This window comes from Sphingobium sp. 22B (genome assembly GCF_001580035.1).
Classification (GTDB): domain Bacteria; phylum Pseudomonadota; class Alphaproteobacteria; order Sphingomonadales; family Sphingomonadaceae; genus Sphingobium; species Sphingobium fuliginis.
Genome location: NZ_LTAB01000003.1, coordinates 72,739 through 93,515, shown reverse-complemented (window position 1 = coordinate 93,515; position 20,777 = coordinate 72,739). Strand labels below are relative to the sequence as shown.

At 66.3% G+C, this 20,777-nt stretch carries 25 protein-coding genes and 1 pseudogene; 15 read left to right on the top strand and 11 right to left on the bottom strand.

Annotated elements, in window-relative coordinates; genetic code table 11:
* Window positions 1–77 precede the first annotated feature (77 nt).
* A complete protein-coding gene (locus tag A0J57_RS04915; RefSeq protein WP_044662678.1) occupies window positions 78–692 on the bottom strand; it encodes a hypothetical protein in 615 nt (204 codons plus the stop codon).
* Between the two features lie 266 nt (window positions 693–958).
* Between A0J57_RS04915 and A0J57_RS04910 the strand changes: the two genes are divergently transcribed.
* Window positions 959–1,447, top strand: coding sequence for a hypothetical protein (locus A0J57_RS04910; RefSeq protein ID WP_061938339.1), 489 nt, complete (start codon window positions 959–961; stop codon window positions 1,445–1,447).
* A gap of 13 nt (window positions 1,448–1,460) precedes the next feature.
* A complete protein-coding gene (locus A0J57_RS04905; protein WP_061938405.1) occupies window positions 1,461–3,524 on the top strand; it encodes a glycoside hydrolase family 65 protein in 2,064 nt (687 codons plus the stop codon).
* Here A0J57_RS04905 and A0J57_RS04900 read toward each other — a convergent pair.
* Together A0J57_RS04900 and A0J57_RS04895 are read right to left on the bottom strand one after the other, a co-directional pair.
* Window positions 3,506–4,492: a DMT family transporter gene (locus A0J57_RS04900; RefSeq protein WP_048576837.1), complete on the bottom strand. Its 987-nt coding sequence runs from the start codon at window positions 4,490–4,492 to the stop codon at window positions 3,506–3,508. The genes A0J57_RS04905 and A0J57_RS04900 overlap by 19 nt on opposite strands.
* A complete protein-coding gene (locus A0J57_RS04895; protein WP_061938336.1) occupies window positions 4,492–5,373 on the bottom strand; it encodes an SDR family oxidoreductase in 882 nt (293 codons plus the stop codon). The genes A0J57_RS04900 and A0J57_RS04895 overlap by 1 nt, the downstream gene beginning before the upstream one ends.
* Window positions 5,374–5,611: 238 nt before the next feature.
* Between A0J57_RS04895 and A0J57_RS04890 the strand changes: the two genes are divergently transcribed.
* Both A0J57_RS04890 and A0J57_RS04885 read left to right on the top strand, forming a co-directional pair.
* Window positions 5,612–6,007, top strand: coding sequence for a DUF6766 family protein (locus A0J57_RS04890; protein WP_061938334.1), 396 nt, complete (start codon window positions 5,612–5,614; stop codon window positions 6,005–6,007).
* A 139-nt stretch (window positions 6,008–6,146) separates the two neighbouring features.
* Window positions 6,147–7,184 (top strand): PAS domain S-box protein, encoded by a 1,038-nt coding sequence (locus A0J57_RS04885; protein ID WP_061938331.1) that lies wholly within the window; start codon window positions 6,147–6,149, stop codon window positions 7,182–7,184.
* Window positions 7,185–7,190: 6 nt separating this feature from the next.
* On the opposite strand, the gene A0J57_RS04880 is transcribed toward A0J57_RS04885, so the two are convergent.
* Window positions 7,191–7,601 (bottom strand): low affinity iron permease family protein, encoded by a 411-nt coding sequence (locus A0J57_RS04880; RefSeq protein ID WP_061938328.1) that lies wholly within the window; start codon window positions 7,599–7,601, stop codon window positions 7,191–7,193.
* A gap of 208 nt (window positions 7,602–7,809) precedes the next feature.
* Between A0J57_RS04880 and A0J57_RS04875 the strand changes: the two genes are divergently transcribed.
* Both A0J57_RS04875 and A0J57_RS04870 read left to right on the top strand, forming a co-directional pair.
* Window positions 7,810–8,718, top strand: a complete 909-nt coding sequence (locus tag A0J57_RS04875) for a dimethylarginine dimethylaminohydrolase family protein (RefSeq protein ID WP_061938325.1) — start codon at window positions 7,810–7,812, stop codon at window positions 8,716–8,718.
* Between the two features lie 136 nt (window positions 8,719–8,854).
* Window positions 8,855–9,034 (top strand): hypothetical protein, encoded by a 180-nt coding sequence (locus tag A0J57_RS04870; protein ID WP_044662684.1) that lies wholly within the window; start codon window positions 8,855–8,857, stop codon window positions 9,032–9,034.
* A 155-nt stretch (window positions 9,035–9,189) separates the two neighbouring features.
* Here A0J57_RS04870 and A0J57_RS04865 read toward each other — a convergent pair whose 3' ends face one another.
* Window positions 9,190–9,831 carry a DUF4142 domain-containing protein gene (locus A0J57_RS04865; RefSeq protein ID WP_061938323.1) on the bottom strand — a complete coding sequence of 214 codons (642 nt, stop codon included), beginning with the start codon at window positions 9,829–9,831 and terminating at the stop codon, window positions 9,190–9,192.
* Entirely contained in the window at window positions 9,828–10,052 is a 225-nt protein-coding gene (locus A0J57_RS04860; RefSeq protein ID WP_025550128.1) for a hypothetical protein, read from the bottom strand. Before A0J57_RS04860 ends, A0J57_RS04865 begins: the two co-directional genes overlap by 4 nt.
* Before the next feature lie 228 nt (window positions 10,053–10,280).
* Between A0J57_RS04860 and A0J57_RS25180 the strand changes: the two genes are divergently transcribed.
* Genes A0J57_RS25180 through A0J57_RS04845 form a run of 4 tightly spaced genes read left to right on the top strand, consistent with a single transcriptional unit; the run spans window position 10,281 to window position 11,098 of the window.
* Window positions 10,281–10,469 (top strand): hypothetical protein, encoded by a 189-nt coding sequence (locus tag A0J57_RS25180; protein ID WP_076605726.1) that lies wholly within the window; start codon window positions 10,281–10,283, stop codon window positions 10,467–10,469.
* 16 nt (window positions 10,470–10,485) lie between these two features.
* Window positions 10,486–10,707: a hypothetical protein gene (locus A0J57_RS04855; protein ID WP_025550130.1), complete on the top strand. Its 222-nt coding sequence runs from the start codon at window positions 10,486–10,488 to the stop codon at window positions 10,705–10,707.
* 8 nt (window positions 10,708–10,715) lie between these two features.
* Window positions 10,716–10,919 carry a hypothetical protein gene (locus A0J57_RS04850; RefSeq protein ID WP_061938320.1) on the top strand — a complete coding sequence of 68 codons (204 nt, stop codon included), beginning with the start codon at window positions 10,716–10,718 and terminating at the stop codon, window positions 10,917–10,919.
* Window positions 10,916–11,098, top strand: coding sequence for a hypothetical protein (locus A0J57_RS04845; RefSeq protein ID WP_061938317.1), 183 nt, complete (start codon window positions 10,916–10,918; stop codon window positions 11,096–11,098). Before A0J57_RS04850 ends, A0J57_RS04845 begins: the two co-directional genes overlap by 4 nt.
* Window positions 11,099–11,104: 6 nt before the next feature.
* On the opposite strand, the gene A0J57_RS04840 is transcribed toward A0J57_RS04845, so the two are convergent.
* Genes A0J57_RS04840 through A0J57_RS04825 form a run of 4 tightly spaced genes read right to left on the bottom strand, consistent with a single transcriptional unit; the run spans window position 11,105 to window position 13,657 of the window.
* Entirely contained in the window at window positions 11,105–11,872 is a 768-nt protein-coding gene (locus A0J57_RS04840; RefSeq protein ID WP_061938314.1) for a ZIP family metal transporter, read from the bottom strand.
* Window positions 11,869–12,381: a ferritin-like domain-containing protein gene (locus A0J57_RS04835; RefSeq protein ID WP_061938312.1), complete on the bottom strand. Its 513-nt coding sequence runs from the start codon at window positions 12,379–12,381 to the stop codon at window positions 11,869–11,871. Before A0J57_RS04835 ends, A0J57_RS04840 begins: the two co-directional genes overlap by 4 nt.
* Before the next feature lies 1 nt (window position 12,382).
* Complete coding sequence (locus A0J57_RS04830; RefSeq protein WP_044662691.1) at window positions 12,383–13,354, bottom strand: manganese catalase family protein; 972 nt, start codon at window positions 13,352–13,354, stop codon at window positions 12,383–12,385.
* Between the two features lie 12 nt (window positions 13,355–13,366).
* Entirely contained in the window at window positions 13,367–13,657 is a 291-nt protein-coding gene (locus A0J57_RS04825; protein WP_061938309.1) for a hypothetical protein, read from the bottom strand.
* A gap of 387 nt (window positions 13,658–14,044) precedes the next feature.
* Here A0J57_RS04825 and A0J57_RS04820 point away from each other — a divergent pair, with 387 nt between their 5' ends.
* The 3 genes and pseudogenes from A0J57_RS04820 to A0J57_RS27355 all read left to right on the top strand — a co-directional run.
* On the top strand, window positions 14,045–14,551 hold the full coding sequence (locus A0J57_RS04820; RefSeq protein ID WP_061938306.1) for a hypothetical protein: 507 nt from the start codon (window positions 14,045–14,047) through the stop codon (window positions 14,549–14,551).
* 114 nt (window positions 14,552–14,665) lie between these two features.
* A complete protein-coding gene (locus A0J57_RS04815) occupies window positions 14,666–16,906 on the top strand; it encodes a CheR family methyltransferase (RefSeq protein WP_076605725.1) in 2,241 nt (746 codons plus the stop codon).
* Window positions 16,907–16,917: 11 nt separating this feature from the next.
* A pseudogene (locus tag A0J57_RS27355) lies at window positions 16,918–17,445 on the top strand (chemotaxis protein CheB); the annotation flags it as partial.
* Between the two features lie 43 nt (window positions 17,446–17,488).
* Here A0J57_RS27355 and A0J57_RS04810 read toward each other — a convergent pair.
* The gene (locus A0J57_RS04810) at window positions 17,489–18,496 is read right to left on the bottom strand and encodes a chemotaxis protein CheB (RefSeq protein WP_064232630.1); all 1,008 of its coding nucleotides are present in this window, start codon (window positions 18,494–18,496) and stop codon (window positions 17,489–17,491) included.
* 119 nt (window positions 18,497–18,615) lie between these two features.
* Here A0J57_RS04810 and A0J57_RS04805 point away from each other — a divergent pair, with 119 nt between their 5' ends.
* Together A0J57_RS04805 and A0J57_RS04800 are read left to right on the top strand one after the other, a co-directional pair.
* Window positions 18,616–20,391, top strand: a complete 1,776-nt coding sequence (locus tag A0J57_RS04805) for a sensor histidine kinase (RefSeq protein ID WP_061938301.1) — start codon at window positions 18,616–18,618, stop codon at window positions 20,389–20,391.
* Window positions 20,388–20,756: a response regulator gene (locus tag A0J57_RS04800; RefSeq protein WP_044662694.1), complete on the top strand. Its 369-nt coding sequence runs from the start codon at window positions 20,388–20,390 to the stop codon at window positions 20,754–20,756. Before A0J57_RS04805 ends, A0J57_RS04800 begins: the two co-directional genes overlap by 4 nt.
* The last annotated feature ends 21 nt before the right edge of the window (window positions 20,757–20,777 follow it).

Genomic DNA, 20,777 nt, shown 5'->3' with positions numbered 1-20,777 from the left:
GACGCGATCCATTCCCGTGCATGAAACAAGGCGGCTCCGCTCAGGAAGCCGCCATGTCCGGGGTCCGGCGTCGGCCGTCAGCGCTGGGTGACGGTCGTGGTCGTCTTCTCCACCACGGAAGCGCGGGCCGGGCTCGTCGTGCGCTGCACCACCTTGCGCTTGACCGGAGCGGCCTTGCGCGTCGCAGTGGGGGTGGTCTTCACGGTTTCCGTGGTGACCGTGGTGGTCGCGGGCGCGGGCACCGCTGCGGCGGCGCGGGCGGCGCGGGCGTCTGCGGCCGCGGAAGCCGCTGCGCGTTCGGCGGCTTCGGCGCGCGCATTGGCCGCCGCGGCATCCTGTTGCGCGGCCACGGCCGTCGATGCATGCACCTGGGCGTCGGCATCGGCGCGCAGGCGGCTTTCACCGATGGCGGTGTCCGCAAATTGCTGCGCTTCCACCGCCGTCCGGATGGCGGCCTGTTCCTTGCCGCTCTTGAGATGCTCCTGCGCCAGACGCAGGGACGCCTGGGCCTTCGCCAACACCGCCGGATCGAAGTCGCCGGCCTTCAACTTGCCCGCGGCGTCGATTTTCCCCTGGGCCTGCGCAATCGCCGCAAGCGCGCGTTCTTCATCGCCCGCCAGCGCGGGCGTGCTTGCCAGGAACAGGGCCGATGCAGCAGCGAAAGCACGCATGGAAAAGCTGATCTCACGCATATACTCTCCTGTATTCGTTTCTTGAGGCGACGAGAACGAATTATGTGGCGACTGTGTTCCACTTGGATGATACGGATACCGACTGTCGCATCCTCCGCCAAGGTCAAGGCCTGATCTTCGATGCCGATATATTTCTCTTCCGGATGGGAACAGGATTGCATCGGAATATAAGGTGACCGCCCTAACATGCATTATATGGCTTGCCCCGGCATTGGGGAACCTGCCCGCGAGAGCCGCCGTTCTTCCGCCGAGGAGGCCGTTTGCACATGACACCGAAGAGCTGGAGCCTTGGACTGGGCCTTTTCTCCATCGGTCTGGGACTGGCGGAAGTCGCACGACCACGCGCCATTGCGAGGCGGCTGAGGCAGGACCATGCCGCCGCCCGTGCGACGATAAGGCTGTTCGGAGCGCGCGAGCTGCTGGCCGGCGCAGGCATCCTCGCGGCGCCGGCGCATTCCACGCGGGGCTGGAACCGCGTGGCGGGCGATGCCCTCGATCTTGCGGCGCTCGCCCTGGCCAGCCGGCGCCGCCCGCTCTGGGGGCCGATTGCCTTCGTCATGGGCGCCACGGTGGCGGACATCATCGTGGCGCGCGCGCTGGACCGAAAGACCGGGAAGATGTTGCCGCTGTCTCCCGGCAAGCCGCGCACACCCCCCGATCCGCCTGCCGACAAACAAGGGGCCCCCACCACCATAGAGCCGGACGACATGGCGTTTCACCATGCGCCGCCGGTGCCCGCGCGACAGGTGCGATGACCGGGGCGGGGAGATGACCTCCGCTCCCCTCAATCCCCCGCCCTGTCGTGGCGCCCGCGGCAGCGACCTGCCGGCCTATGTCGGCAACGGCATGATCGGCCTTCGGGTGCGGGAAATCCCCCTGCTGGCGGGTTCCGCGATCCTGAACGGCGTCGTCGGTCCCGATCCGGACAAGGGGATCGAAGCGGCGGTGCCCATCCCCTATCCGCTCGCCGCCGACATCGCGATTGGGGAGGCATGGCTGTCGGACCAGCCCTGGGCCGCCGAAGACCTTCTGCAGAGCTATGATTTCGGCACAGCGGAACTGTTCAGCCAGTTTCTGTTCCGCATCGGGGACGTGGCGCTGACCGTGGAGGTCACGACTTTCGCCAGCCGCAGCGACTGCTCGCTGGTCCTGCAGGAAAGCCGCATCACCGCCGGGCAGGCCTGCTCGATCCGGCTGCGCACGCTGGTCGATTCCTGCCCGGCGCAGGGGCGCATGGCCGAAAGGCGGACCGGCGGCCCCTCCGCCGGCGGGGGCGAAGGGTCGCTGCTCTGGGTGCCCGAGGGCGATCTCAGCCATTGCGGCATTGCCTTCCACAGCCGCTGCTCGCTGACGGACGACAGCATGATCGCGCCGAAATTCGGCTCCGGCCCTCTGGTCGCCGAATATCGCGTCGACCTGAGGGCCGGCCAGCGGGTGGACCTGCATCAGATCGCCGCCCTCATCCCCTCCATCGTGCATCACCGGCCAAGGGAGGAGGCGGTCAGACGCGCCAGTCTGGGCGCGCGGCGCGGGCTGGCCCGTCTGCGCGCCCTCAACCGGGAAAGCTGGGCGGAAATCTGGAAGGGCCGCATCGTTGCGCAAGGCGCGGAACCCCGGCATCAGCAACTGATCGACGCCGGCTTCTACTATCTCAACGCCTCGGCCCACCGCTCTTCACCCGCCGCTACATCCATGTTCGGCCTCGCCCATTGGCCGGGCTATCATTATTATTACGGCCATGTGATGTGGGACATCGACGCCTTTTGCGTGCCTCCCCTTCTGCTCCTGCAACCCGGCGCCGCCCGCAGCCTGATCGACTTCCGGGCGCGCCATGTCGAGGCTGCCCGGCGCCATGCCCGGCTGGATGGGAAGCCGGGCATGCGCTTCCCGTGGCAGGCCGCGCCCCTGAGCGGGGAGGAGGCCGCTCCGGACGATGGCCCGGCGGCAGCCTTCGCCGCCCATCTGTCCCTCCACGTCGCCCGCGCCTTTTCCCTGGACGCCGATTGCACGGGCGATCTGCGCTACCTGCGGGACCGGGGTTGGCCGATCATCGCCGGCGTTGCCGACTGGCTGACCGGGAGGCTGGAACGCACCCAGCGCGGCGCAGAGCTGCCCTGCGCCACCGGCCCCGCCGAAGTGCCGGATCCGCCGGACAATGACAGCTTCACCCTGATGACGGCCGCCGACCTGCTGAAGCGCGCGATCCGGATCGGCGCCGGCATCGGCGCCGACATCCCGGCGGCCTGGCAGGACATGCTGTGCGCGCTCTACCTGCCGCGCCGGAGCGACGGGGTCATCCCCGCGCATGAAGACTTCCGGATCGACGAGGACAAGGGCGCCACGCCCAGTCCGCTGGCGGGCCTGTTCCCGATGGACTATCCCGCAGGGGAAAGGGAGCGGCAGGCGACGCTGGATTTCTTCCTGTCCCGCTGGCGCGATTATGTGGGATCGCCCATGCTGGCCGCCTTCTATCCCGCCTGGGCGGCCATGGCGGGCGACCGGAAGCTGGCGCTCGACCTGTTCGAGGAGGGCTATGCCGCCTATGATGCGGGACGGTTCCACCAATGCCTGGAATATCGCGTCGACCATCCGGACTCGGCCGTGCCCGCAGGCCCCTTCCTCGCCAATATCGGCGGCATGCTGATGACGATGCTGTTGGGACTGCCCGGCCTCCGCATCAGCGGCGACAGTCCGGAGGCATGGCCCCACCGCCCCGTGACGCTGCCATCGGGCTGGTCCTCCATCGCCGTCGATCGCCTCTGGGTGCGGGGAAGGCCGATGCGGCTGATCGCGGAACAGGGCAAGGATCGCGCTCAGATCCTGCCGGCATAGCCCGGCCGCCGCAGCAGGCGCCCGCCCCGCAGCCGCAACCGGCCGAGAAATCCTTCCCGCTGCAGCGTATAGGCTCCGCCCGCCGCCACCAGGGCGATGCCCAGCAGCGAAACGCCGTCCGGCAGGGCGCCGAAGGCCAGATAGCCGACCAGCGTGGCGAACAGCACCTGCGCATAGGAGAAGGGCGCCAGGAACGACGCCTCGCACCGCCGGTAGGCCAGGATCAGCAGCAATTGCGCGGCGGCATAGAGCAGGCCCATCAGCGCCGCGGCCGCCACCTCCCGCCGGTCCATGGCCGTGAACCACAAGGGGCTGCCCGAAGTCAGGACCAGCAGTCCCAGACCCGACGACCAGAACAATGTGATCGACAGCGGATCATGGTCCCCGATCCGGCGTGTCACGATGATGCCCAGCGCGCCGCATAGCGCGGAACCCAATGGCAGGAGGGCGGAGGGCGCGAAGGCGCCCGCCCCCGGCCGGACGACGATCAGCACGCCGGCCAGACCCAGCAACATGGCGGTCCAGCGCCTTCGCCGCACGACCTCGCCCAGCAGGGGGACGGACAGCATCGTCACGAAGGCGGGCGTTGCGAAGGATATGGCCGTCGCCTCCGCGACCGGCAACCGCCCCAGGCCCAGCAGGAAGAGGCTGGCGGAAAGCAACAGGCACAAGGCGCGCAGCGATTGCAACCCCGGTTGGCGGCTGCGCCACGGCACGCTGCCCGCCCGCACGGCCAGCATGGCGGCAAGCATGAAGAAAAGCAGATAGCGCAGCCAGGCGACCTGAAATCCGGGAAGCGTCTTGCCCAGCCCCTTGGCAAAGACGTCCGAAATGGAAAACAGGAACACCGCGCACAGGATCATCCCGATCGGCCGCCAGGGCGAAGCGGGCCTTTCCGCCGCCGCCTCCACCTGCGGCGGCACGCCGTCAGGGCCGGGCCATCCTACGATGGGCTCGCCGCTGCGCATCAGGTCCAGTTGGCGCTGTCGGCCGCGTCGATGCTCAATGTTCCGCCGCTGACGAAGCGCGCCTCGTCGCTCAGCAGGAAAAGCGCGCCGGCCGCAATGTCCTCCGGCTTGACCCAGGCATAGCCCATCGGCGTCGCATCCCTGCGCGCCTCCAGATAATCGTCGCGCGTCGGATTTTCCTTGTCGGGGACCACCTGACGGAAGCGTTGCTCGCTGGACATCATCGGCGTGTCGACAGGCCCCGGCAGGATCGCGTTCACGGTGATGCCGGCCTTCGCCACCTCCAGCGCGGCGACCTTGGCAAGGCCGATCAGCCCCCATTTGGACGCCACATAGGGAGCGGCGTTGGGTTCGGCATGGCGCGCATCGCCCGAAGCGACGACGATCACGCGCCCGCGTCCGACATGGCGCATGCTGCGCAGCGCAGGCGAGAGGATGTTGAACACGCCCAGCAGATTGTTGCGGACCACCGTCTCGAATATCTCCGGGGAAAGGTCGACGATCTCGCCCTCGATCGTCAGGGCGGCATTGGCGATCAGGAAATCCAGCCCGCCGAAATGCCGCTCGGCCAGCGCCACCAGTTCGCGCGCCAAGGCCGGATCGCCTGCATCGCCGACCTTCCATACCACCTCCGCACCCAGCGTTTCGCAGATGCGCTGGGTCTCCGTCAGGTCGGCGCGGGATGTCCGGGGATAGGGCGTGCCTTCGGGCAAGCCCTCGCAAATGTCGCAGATCACCAGCCTGCACCCTTCCCGCGCCAGCGCCACGGCGAAGGCCCGCCCGATGCCGCGTCCCGCCCCGGTGATCAGGGCGGATCGCCCGGTGAAGCGGGGGGTCGACGTGACCGGCGGCGCGGCGGGCGGATCGGCGGGGTGGGGCATGACGGCGCTCTCCGGCTCGGGAAGACGACCATATCGCTTCGGCGTGGCGGGCTGTTCCGGAAAGCCGCCCCGAAACGCGCATGGCGATGACCTGGGTTAGCATCTCTCCCGCCCCCCCGATTGCTTCCGCCCGACCGCATGAGACAAAAGGCGCAAGGGCCAACTTATGTTAGTGATCCCAATCCCTTGCCGGGCGTTTCATCTTCCACGTGGAAGATGATGCAGGGAAGCGGCCTTCATGAAACGATATGCCTATGGATGGATCACGGCGATATTCTTCCTGGTTTCCATCGTCGGTCACTGGGCGTTCGGATGGCTCGCCTATGTGGACGGCGCGCGACAACATGGGCAGGCCGCCGAATTCGCGCAATATGCCGTGGAAATGGGCCGCGACACTTTCGAGAACTGGCAATCGGAATTCCTGCAACTGATCTGGCAGGTCGTCGGCCTTGCCTATTTCCTCTATGTCGGCTCCCCCGCGTCGAAGGAGAATGACGACCGCATGGAGGCCAAGATCGACGCGCTGCTGAAGCTGCAAGGCGGGGAGAAGGCGGATGCGCTGATCGCGGAACTGGACGATCGCTACCTCCGAACCCATGGCCACGCAAAGCCGCACGGCCATTTCACAGGCTGAAGGCCAGCCGCCTCAACCCGCATCACAGGCCCTCCAGGGCAGCAGAGCTTAACCTGCTTTAGTGCATGGAGGCCGGGCGCCACTATAAGCGGCCAGTCAACGCCATCGCCCCCGAATGGGGGCACGCAAGGAAGCAGGATTGTCGGATATACCAGCTACAGCCAGGGCGGCAGGCGGTTCGGACGGAAAATCAGAGATCGATGCCGGCGCCTGGCTGGCCGCCATCGTTGAAAATTCCGACGACGCCATTCTGAGCAAGACGCTGGACGGCATCATCACGACATGGAACGGGGGCGCCAGCCGCCTGTTCGGCTATTCCGCCGAGGAAGCGATCGGCAGGCCGGTGACGATCGTCATTCCCGAAGACCGCCTGCATGAGGAAGATCATATCCTCGCGCGCCTGAGGGCGGGAGAGCGGATCGATCATTTCGAGACGGTTCGCCGGCGCAAGGACGGCACGCTCATCGCAATATCGCTGACGGTTTCCCCCGTCCGCAACGCGGCTGGGCAGATATTGGGGGCATCCAAGATCGCGCGCGACATCACGGCGCAGAAACGCGCAGCCGCGCAACAGACCCTGCTGCTCAAGGAGATGCGCCACCGCGTCAAGAACCTCTTCGCGCTGGCCACCGGGCTGGTGGCGCTGAGTGCGCGCGGAGCGAAGGATGTCGGGGAACTGACGCGCGATCTGACGGCGCGGCTGATGGCGCTCGCCGCCGCGCACCAGCTTACCTTGCCCGATGTGGACAATGAGGGGACGGCGGGAACCGCCACGACCCTGTTCTCGCTGCTGGAGGCCATCGTCGCGCCCCATGAACTGGCGGATGAGCGCAAGCGCATATTCGTGAAGGGCACGGACCTGGCCATCGGCGGCGGCGCGTTGACGTCGGTCGCGCTGCTGCTGCACGAATTGGCGACCAATGCCGCCAAATATGGCGCGCTCTCGACGCCGGACGGCCGGCTGGACGTCACCGTCAGCATCCAGGATGACGATGCGCTCATCCAGTGGGTGGAATGCGGCGGCCCCGCCCTGGACCGGGCGCCGGATCGCGAAGGCTTCGGAACGGCGCTGGAGCAGGCGTCGCTCAGGGGAACGGGCGGCACCCTCGTCCGGTTGTGGAAGGATGCCGGCCTGACGATAGAAATCCGGTTCAGGCTGAGCCGTCTCAGCCAATAGCGGCGCTCAATACCGCTTGAGCAAGCGTTCGACCGTGGGGGCGGCCGACCCTTCGCGGCCCGACTTGTCCTTGATGTCGCGTTCCAGCGCGTCGCGGATGGCGGCGATCTGCGCATCCGTCAGATGTTCGATGCCGACAAATTCCACGCGCGCCTTGTCCAGGGCTCGGATGATCTCGTCCAGTTTCGCCTGCATGGCCGCGCCGTCGCGGTTCTGGCTGTTCTGGATCAGGAAGACGGCGAGGAAGGTCAGCACCGTCGTGGCGGTGTTCACGATCAACTGCCAGGTATCGGAGAAATGGAGAAAGGGCCCCGACACAGCCCAGAGGAGGATCAGCAAGGTGGATAGGATGAAGGCCTGGGGTTGTCCCATGAGGCGTGCACTGCTGGTGGCGATGTTGGTGAAAATTCGATCCATTATTTTGCGCCTGCGACAATATGGCCCTCATTGCAAAGAATAGGTGCGAACCGAACCGCCGACATTAACTTATGATAGTGCCGGCGGGCCGTCGATTTTCGGGGCAGGAGCGGCGCAATGCTTCGACCGTCGCGGGAAGATTGCCGGGATACAGTCGCAAGGCGGATGCGTTGAACGCGAAGGAAGCAAGGCGGCACGGAGCGCAGGCATGAAACTGGACTGGCACGGCGAAGACGGCGGAGCGGGCGCCACCATCATCCGCGATTTTTTCGTGGAAGGGGAAAGCGACAGGCTGACCGACGTGCTGCTTTGCGCGCCTTCCCATCTGGAGCCGGTTCCCTGCTGTTCGGTCACGCGCGAAAGCCTGCGCAAGGGACTGGCGGTTTCGGTCGACAAGGCCGAACGGCAACATCGCGCCCTGCGCGGGGCATTGGCCGATCATCAGGTGCGGTGCCATCTTCTGCCGGCGCATGCCGATCTGCCGGACCTCTGCTTCACCCGCGATACGGGCGTGGCGACGCCTTGGGGCCTTGTCGCGTTGAATCCCGCCATGCCGCATCGCGCGCGGGAAGCGGACCATGTGGCGCAGGCCTTGTCCCGCCTCGGCGCCCGCCCCGTCCGGCGCATCCGCGAAGGCAGGATCGAGGGCGGCGACATCTGCCTGGCGCGGCGCGGGCTGCTGATCCTGGGCATATCCGGCGAGCGGACGGACGAGGCGGGCGCCCATGCCTTTGCGGAGCCCTTTGCCGCCAATGGCTGGGACATTCTCCGCTACCCCTTCGATCCGCATTTCCTCCATTTAGACACGCAATTCTGCATGCTCGACGCCCATCATGCACTGGCCTGCGTCGACGTTCTCGACGATGCCTTCCTCGCAGCCGTGGAGGCGCGCGGCATCACGCTGCTGCCCGTTTCCTACAAAGAGGCGCGTGGCCTGGGCTGCAATATCCTCTCCATCGACGGCCGGACGATCCTGATGGGTGCAGGGCATGACGACGTCGCCGCCCGGATCAGCGCGGCGGGATTTCAAGGCATCGCGCTGGACGTGTCGCAATTCGCCGCCTGTGGAGGCGGCATTCATTGCATGACGATGCCCCTCCGGCGGACGGCCGGCTAGGCGGGCGCGATAAGGCCCCAGACGGTCCTTTCCCGAAGTCGTTCATCTGGGTTAGCGCCAGCGCATGAAAGGGCCCGGCGTCCGGAACGCCGCAAGCGCCGCTCCGTTGATCCTTCGATCCTATCAGGAGGCAGGAATGGCGCAAAAAGGTGCAGGCGGAAATCCGGGCGCGGTCACGAAGAAGGGCGGCGATGGCGCTCATGGAAGCACCGGCACGGGCCGCGGCGGCGGCAATAACGCACGCGGCAGCGGCAGCGCCAGTTCCGGCAAGAAGAAGGAAGACGGGAAAGCGGCCAGCGGAAAGGGCGACCGCTAGAGCCAACCGACATTCAGCCCTGACGGCCTGCAAATGATGCTTTTGCGTTTCCGGCGCCGGGGGTACAGCGGCGCCGGTCGGCATCCAGTTCGCGCCGGTAGAAACAGGCGACGGCCCTCGACACTCCGGCCGTGCCACCTAGGCATTTCCGCAGGTCATTGCCCGGCCGGAACCGGCCTGGCGGTCGGACCGAAGCTGGCGTCCAGCGCCTCCGCCTCCCTGTGATGCGCCGCGATCATCGGGACCATCTCCCCGGCCATCTTCTTCAGCGCGGGATAATCGCCCCGCCGGGCATAGCTGCTCTGCAGGTTGAAGGCCTCCAGATGCGCCGCCGCCTGCTGGCCGACATAGACGCTGTCGAATTCCCGGTCGCCCGAACCGTTGAGGGCGCCCAGCATCGCCCGGCGGCGCGCATCGATATTCTGCGGGATGGCGATGTTGACCGGATTGTCCGCAACGAAGCGCCTGAGCCGCTCGCTGCTCTTCTGGTGGTCGGAGACCATCTTCCGCGCAAAGGCCTTCACCTCGGGGGCGCGGGCACGCACCATGGCGATCTTGCCCGCCTCTATCTCATACATGTCGCTGATCGCAGCCTGCGGAATGTAGAAGGTGGTGGTCACCGCCTCGTCAGGGCGGGAGACGCCCTCGGGCTTCGGCCCTTCATAATGCTTGGCCACCGTGGCGCTGCCATTGGCCGGTCCCCGTTCGGACGCGCCATCGGTCTGGTTGCAGGCGGAAAGGGCCAGCACGGCGAGGCAGGCGGGCAGTCCCGGCCGGAACGAACGGCCGCCGGTCATGGCTGCGTTCCATTGCCGGCCGCGCCCGGAGCGCCGATGCCGGGCATGGCGTTCGCGCCACCCATGTCGCCAGCGGCATTGATCGCCTCCTGCTGGTTCGTTCCGCCGGGCACCCTGCCATTCTCATTCTGCGCGGCGGGGCTGCAGGCGCAAAGCAGGGCGGAGGACGCCATCAGGATCAGGGCGGTCGATATGGGACGGGGCATGCTGGGACAAAGCATGAGGTTCTCCTTCTGCGGGGCTGCTGCGGCGACAACGCCCGGCAGGCCGAAGGGCAGCGTCCGTGCGATAACCCTATGTTAGCGCGGGCGCGCTTTTCCCCTTTTGCGGCGCGGCCGTCCGCCGACCTGGGAACCCCCTGCCGACGGGCCGCGTATAAAGGCTTTCCCCCATCCCGTGCGCCGCCATCCTGACGATGGAGCGCGACACATCGCGATCGGAGACGGCCCATGTCAGTGACAGGTTTGACGGCGATCATCGTCCTCGTGGCGGCCACGCTTCTGGGCGTCGTGCTCTACGGTCTGCACAGGGGCCGGTTGAGCCGGGGCGGCGCCCTCGCGGCGGCGATCCTCATATTGGCGGCCGCCTCCGTCATCCTGGTCTATCCGTCGGTTCTGACGACGACGCACATGAGCTGAAGAGGAGAGAGACACCATGACAATCGAGGATGAAGCCCTGACCGACGGAGACATCGCCACCGCCGGCGTCCAATGGGTGGCCGCGCTGGTCGGCAGGTTGGTGGAGAAGGGCCTGATCACCACCCAGGACGCGCAGAGCATCGCGTCGGAGGCGCGCGAACAGTGCAGGGCGGAGGGCGTGGCCAAGGCCGCCCGCGTCATCGCAGCCCTGTCGGAAGAGGGCGAACTGCGCGGTTAGCGCAACCCATGAATGGGGAAGAAATCGCCTCCGGATTCACGGATTCATCTGTGTTGGTGACATCTTCCTTCATCGGCGCTTCTTCGTCGGAAGATTTGCGACAAAACAGCATGACAAGGCGCAGCATGATCAACAAGGATGAACGACGGCGCAGGCTGGCCGCGAAACACCCGCTTCCCGGCATGATCAAGTCGGGCAGGCAGGCGGCATGATCATCATAGCCATCGTCGCGGCGGTCGCGCTGGCGGGATTGACCGGCATCCTCGTCGCACTGCGTCGTCGCCGGGTCGGGGCGTTCATGGCCATGCTGATGCTCATCGTCCTGCTGGCCGTTTGCGGCATGGCGCTTCTCTATCCCGCAGCGCTCACGCTGCGGTCGCCGGGCCGCTGAACGCCCTCAACCGAGCGCGACGTCGAGGCAGGTCATCACCGCAAGGCCGATCAGCAGGCTTCCCTGGGCAGCATGCCCATCCTCGCCAAGTTCAGGGGCGATCTGGCTCATCACGACGCTGATCATCGCCCCCGCCGCAAGGCACAGGGCGATCGGCAACAGCATGGCGAAGCGATGCACCAGCGTCGCGCCCAGCGCGCCGAACACCGGTTCCACCAGTCCCGATGCCAGCGCCCCGGCAAAGGCCAGGAACGGCGGATAGCGCAACGCCAACGCGCTGCCCACGGCGAAACCTTCGGGTATGTTCTGGATTCCGATGCCCAGGGCCGTGGCATAGCCCTCTCCCCCCGCATCCCGCGCGAAGCTGACGCCGACCGCCAGCCCCTCCGGCGCGTTATGCAGCGTGATCGCCGCGACCAGCAGCCAGATGCGATGGCCCGTCCGGTCCAGCCCCTCCTCACTGGTGAAACGCTCGACGGAAAAGCGGCCGAGGGCTAGCAGCAGCGCCCCGCCGACCAGTACCGCCACGGCAATCATGGCCGCCGCCGGCCAGGAGCCGATGCCCTGCCGGTCCAATATGCCGATGGCGGGCACGATCAGAGAGAAGAAGGAAGCGGCGAGCATCACGCCCGCCGCAAATCCCAGCATCACGCCCTGACAGCGCGCCGCCGACCGGCCGATGCCCAATATGGGCAATCCGCCCAAGCCGGTCGCCGCGCCTGCCAGCAGGCTTGCAATCGTGCCGGCCAGAACCGGCGACAGGTCGATGCTCAATGGCTGGCCTGCTCTCCCCGGCTGCGCAGCGCGAGGAACCTGTCGATCACCCTGGGCAGCATCTCGTCCAGGAACGTGGCCATCGCCAGTTCTTCGCGCAGGCTTTCCTCCAGCACGGGAATGGCCGCTTCGAACCCGCCCGCCTTGGCCATGGCGATCAGGGCCTTGTAGGCCGCCGCCTCATAATTTTCGAACGCATAGTTGGCGAGGCTGTTCTTGATGACCTCGTCCGGCGCCAGCGCGTGGGACAGCGCAGCAACGCTGCCCCCGAACTTCAGCGCCGCGTCCTTGATGGCCGACGGACTGTCGCCCAGCGCGTCCAATATGCCCTCCAGCCGTTCTATCTGGCGTTCGGTTTCGCCCCTGTGGCTGCGAAGCCGCGCCTCGACCTCGGCATATTGGGCGAGATGCTCGATCTGCCGGTCCATGATGCCCAGCGCCTGATGCTCGACGGCATGGGCATCGCGCAGACCGACGATGAACATATGCCGGACGGTGTTCTGGTCCATCTCACTCCCCGTCGGACTGGAGGGGGCTCTTGGCGGCGGCCTGCGACCGGGCGTCGGCCATGTCGCTCGCCCCGCCCAGATCCTCGTCGCTCAACTTGCCCGCACCCGGCCCGCCGCCCAGGTCCGCGCCGGTCACCGGATTGGCGTTGGGATCGGACTGCAGCCGGCCGGTCATGGCCGCGAAATCCTGCATCTCCTGCTCGCGGAGCGTGACCGAGGCCTGGCCGTCGCCGCCATCGACCGGCAGCTTGCCCTCGACATCGTCCAGCCGTTCCCATTGCTCGCCCGTATTCCAGGGGCCGACCGCATCGCCCTCCCCCTGGGAGGCGTTGACATAGAGGTTGGCATAGGGAGCAAGGCCGGGCAGCTTGCCGGCGGGGAAATTGTCCTTGATCGAATAGAGCGCCTTCTCGAAGCTCTTCTGGTGCGAAACCTCCCGCGTCATCAGGAAACCCAGCGCATCCTTGACGCCCGGATCGTCGGTGATGTTGATCAACCGTTCGTAGATGATCTTGGCCCTGCTTTCCGCCGCGATGTTGGACCGCAGGTCGCAGGTCGGGTCGCCGCGGCTGTCGACATAGGCGGCCGTCCACGGAACGCCCGAACTGTTGGTGAGCGAAGGCCCGCCGCCATAGAGGATCGACTGGGTATGGCTGTTGCCGCCCGCATTCAGCGACATGTAGAGTTCCGCCTCCTCCATCGACGCTTCGGTCAAGGCCGACTTCGCGCCCTTGTTCAGCATGGCGACGATCGATCCGATCACTTCCAGGTGACTGAGTTCCTCGGTCGCAATGTCCAGCAGCATGTCCTTCCGGCCGGGATCGTCCTCGGCAAGACCCTGGGTGAAATAGCGCATGGCCGCCGCCAGTTCTCCGTCCGGTCCGCCAAATTGTTCCAGAAGAAGCGAAGCGAGCGCAGGATTGGTTTCCGAAACCCTGACCGTATATTGAAGCCGCTTGTTATGCATGAACATGGAATGGTCTCCTCAGACTCCGCTGCCGGATGAAAATATGTCGGGATGATGGGCGCGGGCGCTGGCCCCGCCGGGTTTGAATTCGCCGTGCAGGATATGACGGACGCAGGCCAGCATACCCCCGGCGATCAGGACCATGGCCCCGGCGCCCAGCACCGCCGCCATGACCGCCTCCCGCCGAAGCGGCGCGCCGGTCAGCCAGACATGGAGCAGGATGCACAGGACCGCGATCCCCGCCGCCTCTATGGCCGCACCGACGAGCAATCTTGCCGTTGCCCTGGCGCTTCTATTTACCCTGCTCATGATTGCTCCCACATCGAACAAGGACAGTTAAGCCTCACAGGGAGCAAGCGTTCCGCGATCCGCGATGGAACGCTAATGCAGTTTACAGCGAACCGATCTACGATATTTCCGCCGGAAAACTTCGACTGCGATCCAGAACCATTCCGGATCGACAATCATGGGGGCCCGTATCATGAAAGTAGCGGAAGCAGAAGCCTGGAAACTTCCGTCCCCACCCGACAGGATTTCCGATGAAGGACCGGCAACCGGGTTCCGGCTGCGCTCCCGGTGGCGAACGCCGCGCCATGAAAAGACCGTCCGAAGCTGATCCAGTTTATCGTCCTGCGCGGATCGCCCCTCCACCCGATGCGTTGCTCTGGAAAGCGGATAATTTCAGGAAGACGCGCGATGAACGACCGCAATGCATTTCTGCAAGGGCAAGGATCGCCCATCAGGGACGACGCAGCGCCGCCCGAACAGGGCTGGCGCGGCGAACGCGCTGCCGACGAACCGGCTGGAAAAGGTCCAAGGCGGCGCCGGATCACAGGGGTGAAAGCGGAGGTGGAGGACATATCCGGCACCGCCTTCGTCGAGGCGGGTGGCGCGGACATGGCTTCCACCCACGACGACGGCGACAGCGACGGCGAAGACAGGCGCATGCAGCCGCGGCAGGAAGACGGCAGGCGCTCCCATCCGGACGGGGTCAGCGATCTCGACATGTCCGCCGCGAGTCCGGGCGGGGAAAGCGCCGGCGCCCCCTATCCGCACGGGCGCAGGAAGTCGAAGAACGACTTCGGCAGCCGCATGGGCCATGGCGGGCAGACGGAGATCGGCTATCACGGCACCGGCCATCTGGGCGGCCGCAAGGTGGGGGATGACGACAATCGCAACGGCGTCGCGGAAACGGACGATTGACCCTGTTGCGGCCCGGCAACCCGTTGATATTTCGGCTTCGCAGGCAAGCGGCATGGACGGCGGCGCCATTCGGGCATAGCAAGGGCAATCCTGTTGCGGAGCCGAAAGAGTTCAATGGTCGAAAGAGCCGTCCCCGATCCCGAGTTCGAAGCCCTGCTGCGCCACATTCAGGAGAGTCGGGGACTGGACTTCCGCGGCTACAAGCGCACCAGCCTGCGGCGGCGCATCGCCCTGCGGATGGAGGCGGTCGGCGCGGAGGATTTCGCCGCCTACCGTACCTGCCTGGAGGCGCAGCCCAGCGAATATGAGGAATTGCTCAACACCGTCCTGATCAACGTCACCTCCTTCTTCCGCGACGAGGATGCGTGGAACGTGATCCGCGACGAGGTGATCCCGGAAATCCTCAAAAATGCGGAGGACGACCGCGCGATCCGGGTCTGGAGCGTGGGCTGCGCCAGCGGCGAGGAACCCTATTCCATCGCCATGCTGCTGGCCGAGGCGATGGGCATGGCCGACTTCTGCCGGCGCGTGAAGATATATGCGACAGATCTGGACGAGGAAGCGCTGAAGGTGGCGCGGGTCGCCACCTATTCGCCCCGGGAGGTCGAGAGCGTGCCCGGCCATCTGCTCGAAAAATATTTCGAGCGGACGAGCAATCATTATGTGTTCGAGCGGGAATTGCGCAAATGCGTGATCTTCGGCCGCCACAATGTCGTGCATGACGCGCCCATCTCGCGCATCGACCTGCTCACCTGCCGCAACCTGCTGATCTATCTGGAGGCCGAAACCCAGTCGATCGTGCTGCCGCGCCTGCATTATGCGCTGAACCCCGACGGTTTCCTGTTCCTGGGCAAGGCGGAAACGCAGCTTGCGCGATCCTCGCTGTTCCGGCCCGTCGACATGAAGCACCGCATTTTCGCCAAGGTGCCCCAGGAATGGCGCCGCCCCCTGAACGGCAGCTTCACCGCCAACCGCCCGACCCGGCTCGACATGCCCCTGCCCGACGTCCACCTGCTGGAAGCCGTGATCGACGAGGTCGGCACCGCCCTGCTGGTGATCGACGACAACGGCGCGGTGGCGCTCGCCAATCTACCGGCCCGCAACCTGCTGGGCGTGGGCGAGGCCGATCTTGGCCGGCCGTTCCAGGACCTGCCCATTTCCTACCGTCCCATAGAATTGCGCGGCCCCATAGACGAGGCGTTCCGCGGCCGCAGGGGCCTGCGGCTGGAGGACCAGGAATATCGGCTCAACCAGACGGAGGTGATGCGGCTCACCATCGACGTCCGTCCGCTCCAGCGCGCGGACGGCAGCGTGCATGCCATCCTGCTCGCTTTCCACGACCATACCGGCATTCACGGCTTGCGGCGGGAACTGGAGGCGGCGCAGGAAAATCTCGAACAGTCGATCGAGGAACTCCAGTCCGCCAATGAAGAGCTGGAGACCACCAATGAGGAGCTTCAGTCCACCAATGAGGAGCTGGAGACCACCAATGAGGAACTCCAGTCCACCAATGAGGAACTGGAAACGCTGAACGAGGAAGCCCGCTCCTCCAATGAGGAGATGGAGTCGGTCAACGAGGAACTGCGCATACAGGCCGAACAGGCGGCCGGGTACCGCCTCCATCTGGAATCGGTGCTGCGCTCGATGAATGCGGGCATCGTCGTGCTCGACCCGCGCCATTTCATCCAGAGCTGGAACCGCTGGAGCGAAAACAGCTGGGGCCTGCGCGCGGAGGAGGTGCTCGGCACCAGTTTCGACAGGCTGGACATCGGCCTGCCCGTCCAACAGTTGCGCGATAGCATGATCGCGGTCCAGTCGGGGTCGGAGGAGCAGACCGAGCGTCAGCTCGAGGGGCTGGACCGACGCGGACGCCGCATCATCTGCCGGATACGCATTACCGGCCTGATGGACGAAACCGGCGCGAATCATGGGCTGGTGCTCGTCTTCCAGGACATTACCGACGAACGCAACAGCGAGGATTACACCCGTTATCTTGGCCGCGTGCTGGGCGGCGCGGCCAATCAGATCTACTTTCTGGACCCCGAGAATCTTCGCTTCCTGCTGGTGAACGACAGCGCGCAGAAGAAGCTGGGCTTCAACGCCCACCAGCTTTCGCGCATGGCCCTGCCCGACCTGCTGCCGGACATATCCGCCGACGACCTGCACGCCATCCTCGCCCCGCTGCTGGGCGGCGAACTGCCGGAGCTGCCGCTCCAGACGGCGATGCGGTTCGGGGAAGGCGGCAGTCTGCCCGTCGATCTGCGCCTGCAATATTTTTCCGAAGAAACGCCGCCCATCCTCGTCGCCATGGTATATGACAGGAGCGAGCGCGAACTGTCCGCCGCGCTCGAATAGAAAGGCGGCACATGGCCGGCCATGACATCATCGTCGTCGGCGCCTCCACTGGCGGCGTCGATGCGCTCGTCCGGCTGGTGGCGCAGCTTCCCGCCGGGATGGACGCGGCCATGCTCATCGTACTGCATGTCGGCACCGGCGTCAGCCGGCTCGCGGACATATTGAACCGCGCTGGCAAGCTGCCCGCCGGCCAGCCCGCCGATGGCGAGGAGATACTGGCCGGACATATCTACGTCGCCCCGCCCGACCTGCACATGACGGTGGAGGGCGGCCGCGTCAGGCTGGCCCATGGCGACAAGGAGAATTTCAGCAGGCCCGCCATCGACCCGCTGTTCCGATCCTCCGCCGCCGCCTACGGCCCGCGCGTCGTCGGCATCGTGCTGACCGGGAAGCTGCAGGACGGTTCGGCGGGTCTGCTGGCGATCAAGCAGGGCGGCGGCATCGCGATCGTGCAGGACCCGGCGGAGGCGGTCGCTCCTTCCATGCCGCAACGGGCCATCGCCTGCGCGCCGGTGGACCATGTCTGCCCCCTTGCAGAGATGAGCGCGCTGCTGCTCCATTACGGCCGGCCGCCGGACGGGCTCAACCCTCCGCTTCGTTCGACGCCTTGCGCAGGCTCGTCATCGCCTCTTCCAGCACCTCGATCATATGCCCGCTTTCCCGCGAAGCTTCCGTCCAGCGCCGGACCGCATGCGCCAGACCCCGTTTCTCCGCACTGTCCTGCATCTGTGCGAACAACCGGATGCGGTCCCGATGCGTCCGCACCGCAATCGCCAGCGCCCGCTCCAGCTCGTCATTCTGCGCCGCCGCCAGTCCCAGCGGCGTGAAGGCATGGCCGACCTGGCAGCGGAAGCGGACTTCATCCTCGGTCTCGATATGGTTCAGCACGCCCCCGCAATCGGGGCAGGACAGGTGGCTGGGCTCACCCGGCGTGACGATCTGCGGTTCGGCCACGGCAAACTCCTGTGCGGCAATCCGGTCCTCGATCAGATATTCCTCGGGCAGGGGTATGGTCGGCCCCGCTTCCTCCCGCACCAGCCGCGCGAGCAGGTCGGGCATATGGTCCAGGGCAAGCGCATGGTCGACATGATCGCGCTTCAGCGCATTGCGCGGCATGGACGGCCATTCCGCGTCGGCGGGGTCCTGCACGACCGAAAGCCCGCCGGCCGCCTTGACCGCGATCAGCCCATCGGTCCCGTCGTCCAGCAGGCCGGTCAGCACGATGCCGGTCACGCGCCCGCCATAATGGATCGCCGCCGATCGGAACAGGGCGTTCACCGCCGGCCGCGTGCGGTTCTCATAGGGACCGCGCCGCATCAATATCCTGCCGGGACGCAGCAGCAGATGCATGTCGGGAGCGCACACATAGATGCGCCCCGGCTCGATCGCCTGTCCGTCCACCGGGGACAGAGCAGGCAAGGGCCCGGCCCTGTCGAGCAATTGCGGCAACACGCTGCGCGCCGAAGGCGAAAGATGCTGGGCGATGAACAGCGAGGCGCGAAGATCGGCGGGCAGCGCGGCACAGAGCCGGCGCAGGGCATCCACTCCCCCGGCCGATGCCCCGATCACGATAATGTCCCTGCTGGGCATGCTGCGCTTCTCCAGGGAGGCAACGAAGCGCGCCGACAAAAAGGTTCAGACGGAACCAACTTATTTTAGAGCCAATTCCCCCGCGGGCGCGTTATCAGGGTGACGCAACAGGGAAAATCATGGGCAAGAAGGCTGAAGCTCCGGGGCAGATCAGCGCCAGGCTGCTCGACGAGGTCGAACAGTTGCGCACGTCCCTCGAATCCGCGCTGGAGGAGAATGCGCGCCTGATGGAGGATCGCGACCGGCTGAGCCGCCGCGTGACCCAATTGTCGCAGGACCTTCAGGCCGCCCGCTCGGCGCCGCCGCCGGCGCCCCCTGCCCTGCCGTCCGTCGAACAGGGGCAGGCCGAAGAGGAGCTGCGCGTCGCCTTCGAGGAATTGCAGGTCCTGACGGAGGAACTGGAAGTCGCCAACAGCAGCCTGCAACAGGCCAATCACGAACTGGACAGCCGCGTCGAGGAACGCACCCGCCAGATCCAGGAGATCAACGACACGTTGCGCGCGACCGAGGACTCCCTGCGCACGATCGCGGACCTCGTGCCCGACCTCCTCTGGCGCAGCGACGCCGCCGGCCATGCCAACTGGTTCAACCAGCGCTGGTGCGACTATACCGGCTGGGATGAGGAGGAACTGAAGGAAGAAGGCTGGGCCAATGCGCTGCATCCGCTGGACCGCGCCTCCTCCCTCGCAGCCTGGGCGCAGGCGATGGCGGCGGGCACCGTCTATCAGGAGCAGCATCGCATTCGCGACGCGCAGGGCGATTATCGCTGGTTCCTGATCCGCGCCGAACCGATGCGCGACGCGAACGGCACGATCCTCGCCTGGTTCGCCGCCGCCACCGACATGCATGAGCAGCGCACCGCCATGGAGGCGCTGCAACGCAGCGAATTGCGGTTCCGCACGCTGATCGAGGGCATGCCCCAGCTCGTCTGGCGCGCCGTGGACAGCGGCCAGTGGACCTGGTCCAGCCCGCAATGGAGCGCCTTCACCGGCCAGAGCGAGAAGGCCAGCCGGTCGCTCGGCTGGCTGGAGATGCTCCATCCCGACGACCGGGATCATGCCATGGCGGCATGGACCCGGGCGCAACAGACCGGCAGCCTGGAGATCGAAGGACGGATATTCAACGCGCAGGACCGGCGCTACCGCCATTTCCGTACCCGCGGCGTACCCGTGCGCTCCAGCGAGAGCAGCTTGCTCGAATGGCTGGGAACGTCGACCGATGTCGACGACATCGTCCAGTTGCAGGCGCATCAGGAAGTGCTGGTGGGGGAACTTCAGCACCGCACGCGCAACCTGATGGCGGTGGTCCAGTCGGTCACGGCGCGCACGCTGAAGGGCAGCCATTCGCTCGATCATTTCGCCCAGTGCATCGGGGACCGATTCGATGCGCTGGCCCGCGTCCAGGGACTGCTATCCCGTCGCAAGGGCGGGCTGCGGGTCACGTTCGACGCGCTGCTGCGCGAGGAACTGTCCGCCCATGTCCCGCTGGATGCAGACGGCAGGGGAGAGCATGTGACGCTTACCGGGCCGGCCGGCATATCGCTGAAATCGGCGACGGTTCAGACGCTCGCGCTCGCCCTGCACGAACTGGCGACCAACGCGGTGAAATATGGCGCGCTGTCGCAACCCGCCGGCCGGCTGGAGGTCCGCTGGGACATCCGCAGGCCCGCGCCGGGCGAATGCCGGCTGTTCGTCGACTGGCGCGAGCGCGGCGTGTCCGAACTGCCCGCCCCCGGTGCGGAACCGAAGGGCGGCGGCTATGGCCGGGAACTGATCGAACGCGCCTTGCCCTATCAGCTCAATGCGCAAACCAGCTACGCCGTGGAAACCGACGGCGTCCATTGCACGATCGACGTGCGCGTCCCCTCTGAGGATAGTGAAGGCGGTGGAAGATGACCGAAGCTGCGCTGCAGGATTGCCGCATATTGATCGCAGAGGATGAATATCTCATCGCCGCCGATATTGCCGAGGCCCTGGAACAGGACAATGCCGTGATCCTGGGGCCGGTGCCGCGCGTCGCGGACGCGCTGTCCCTGATCGGGTCCGGAACGCGGATCGACCTGGCCGTGCTCGACGTCAATCTGTGCGGCGACATGGCGTTTCCCGTCGCCGACGCGCTGGTGGAACAGCGCATCCCCTTCGCTTTCGCCACGGGCTATGACGGATGGACCATCCCCGCCCGCTTCGCGGACGTGCCGCGCCTGGTGAAGCCGTTCAGGCCCGACCGCTTGCGCAGCGCGCTGAAATCGCTTCTGCCCTAGGGCAGATCCCGATGATCGGCT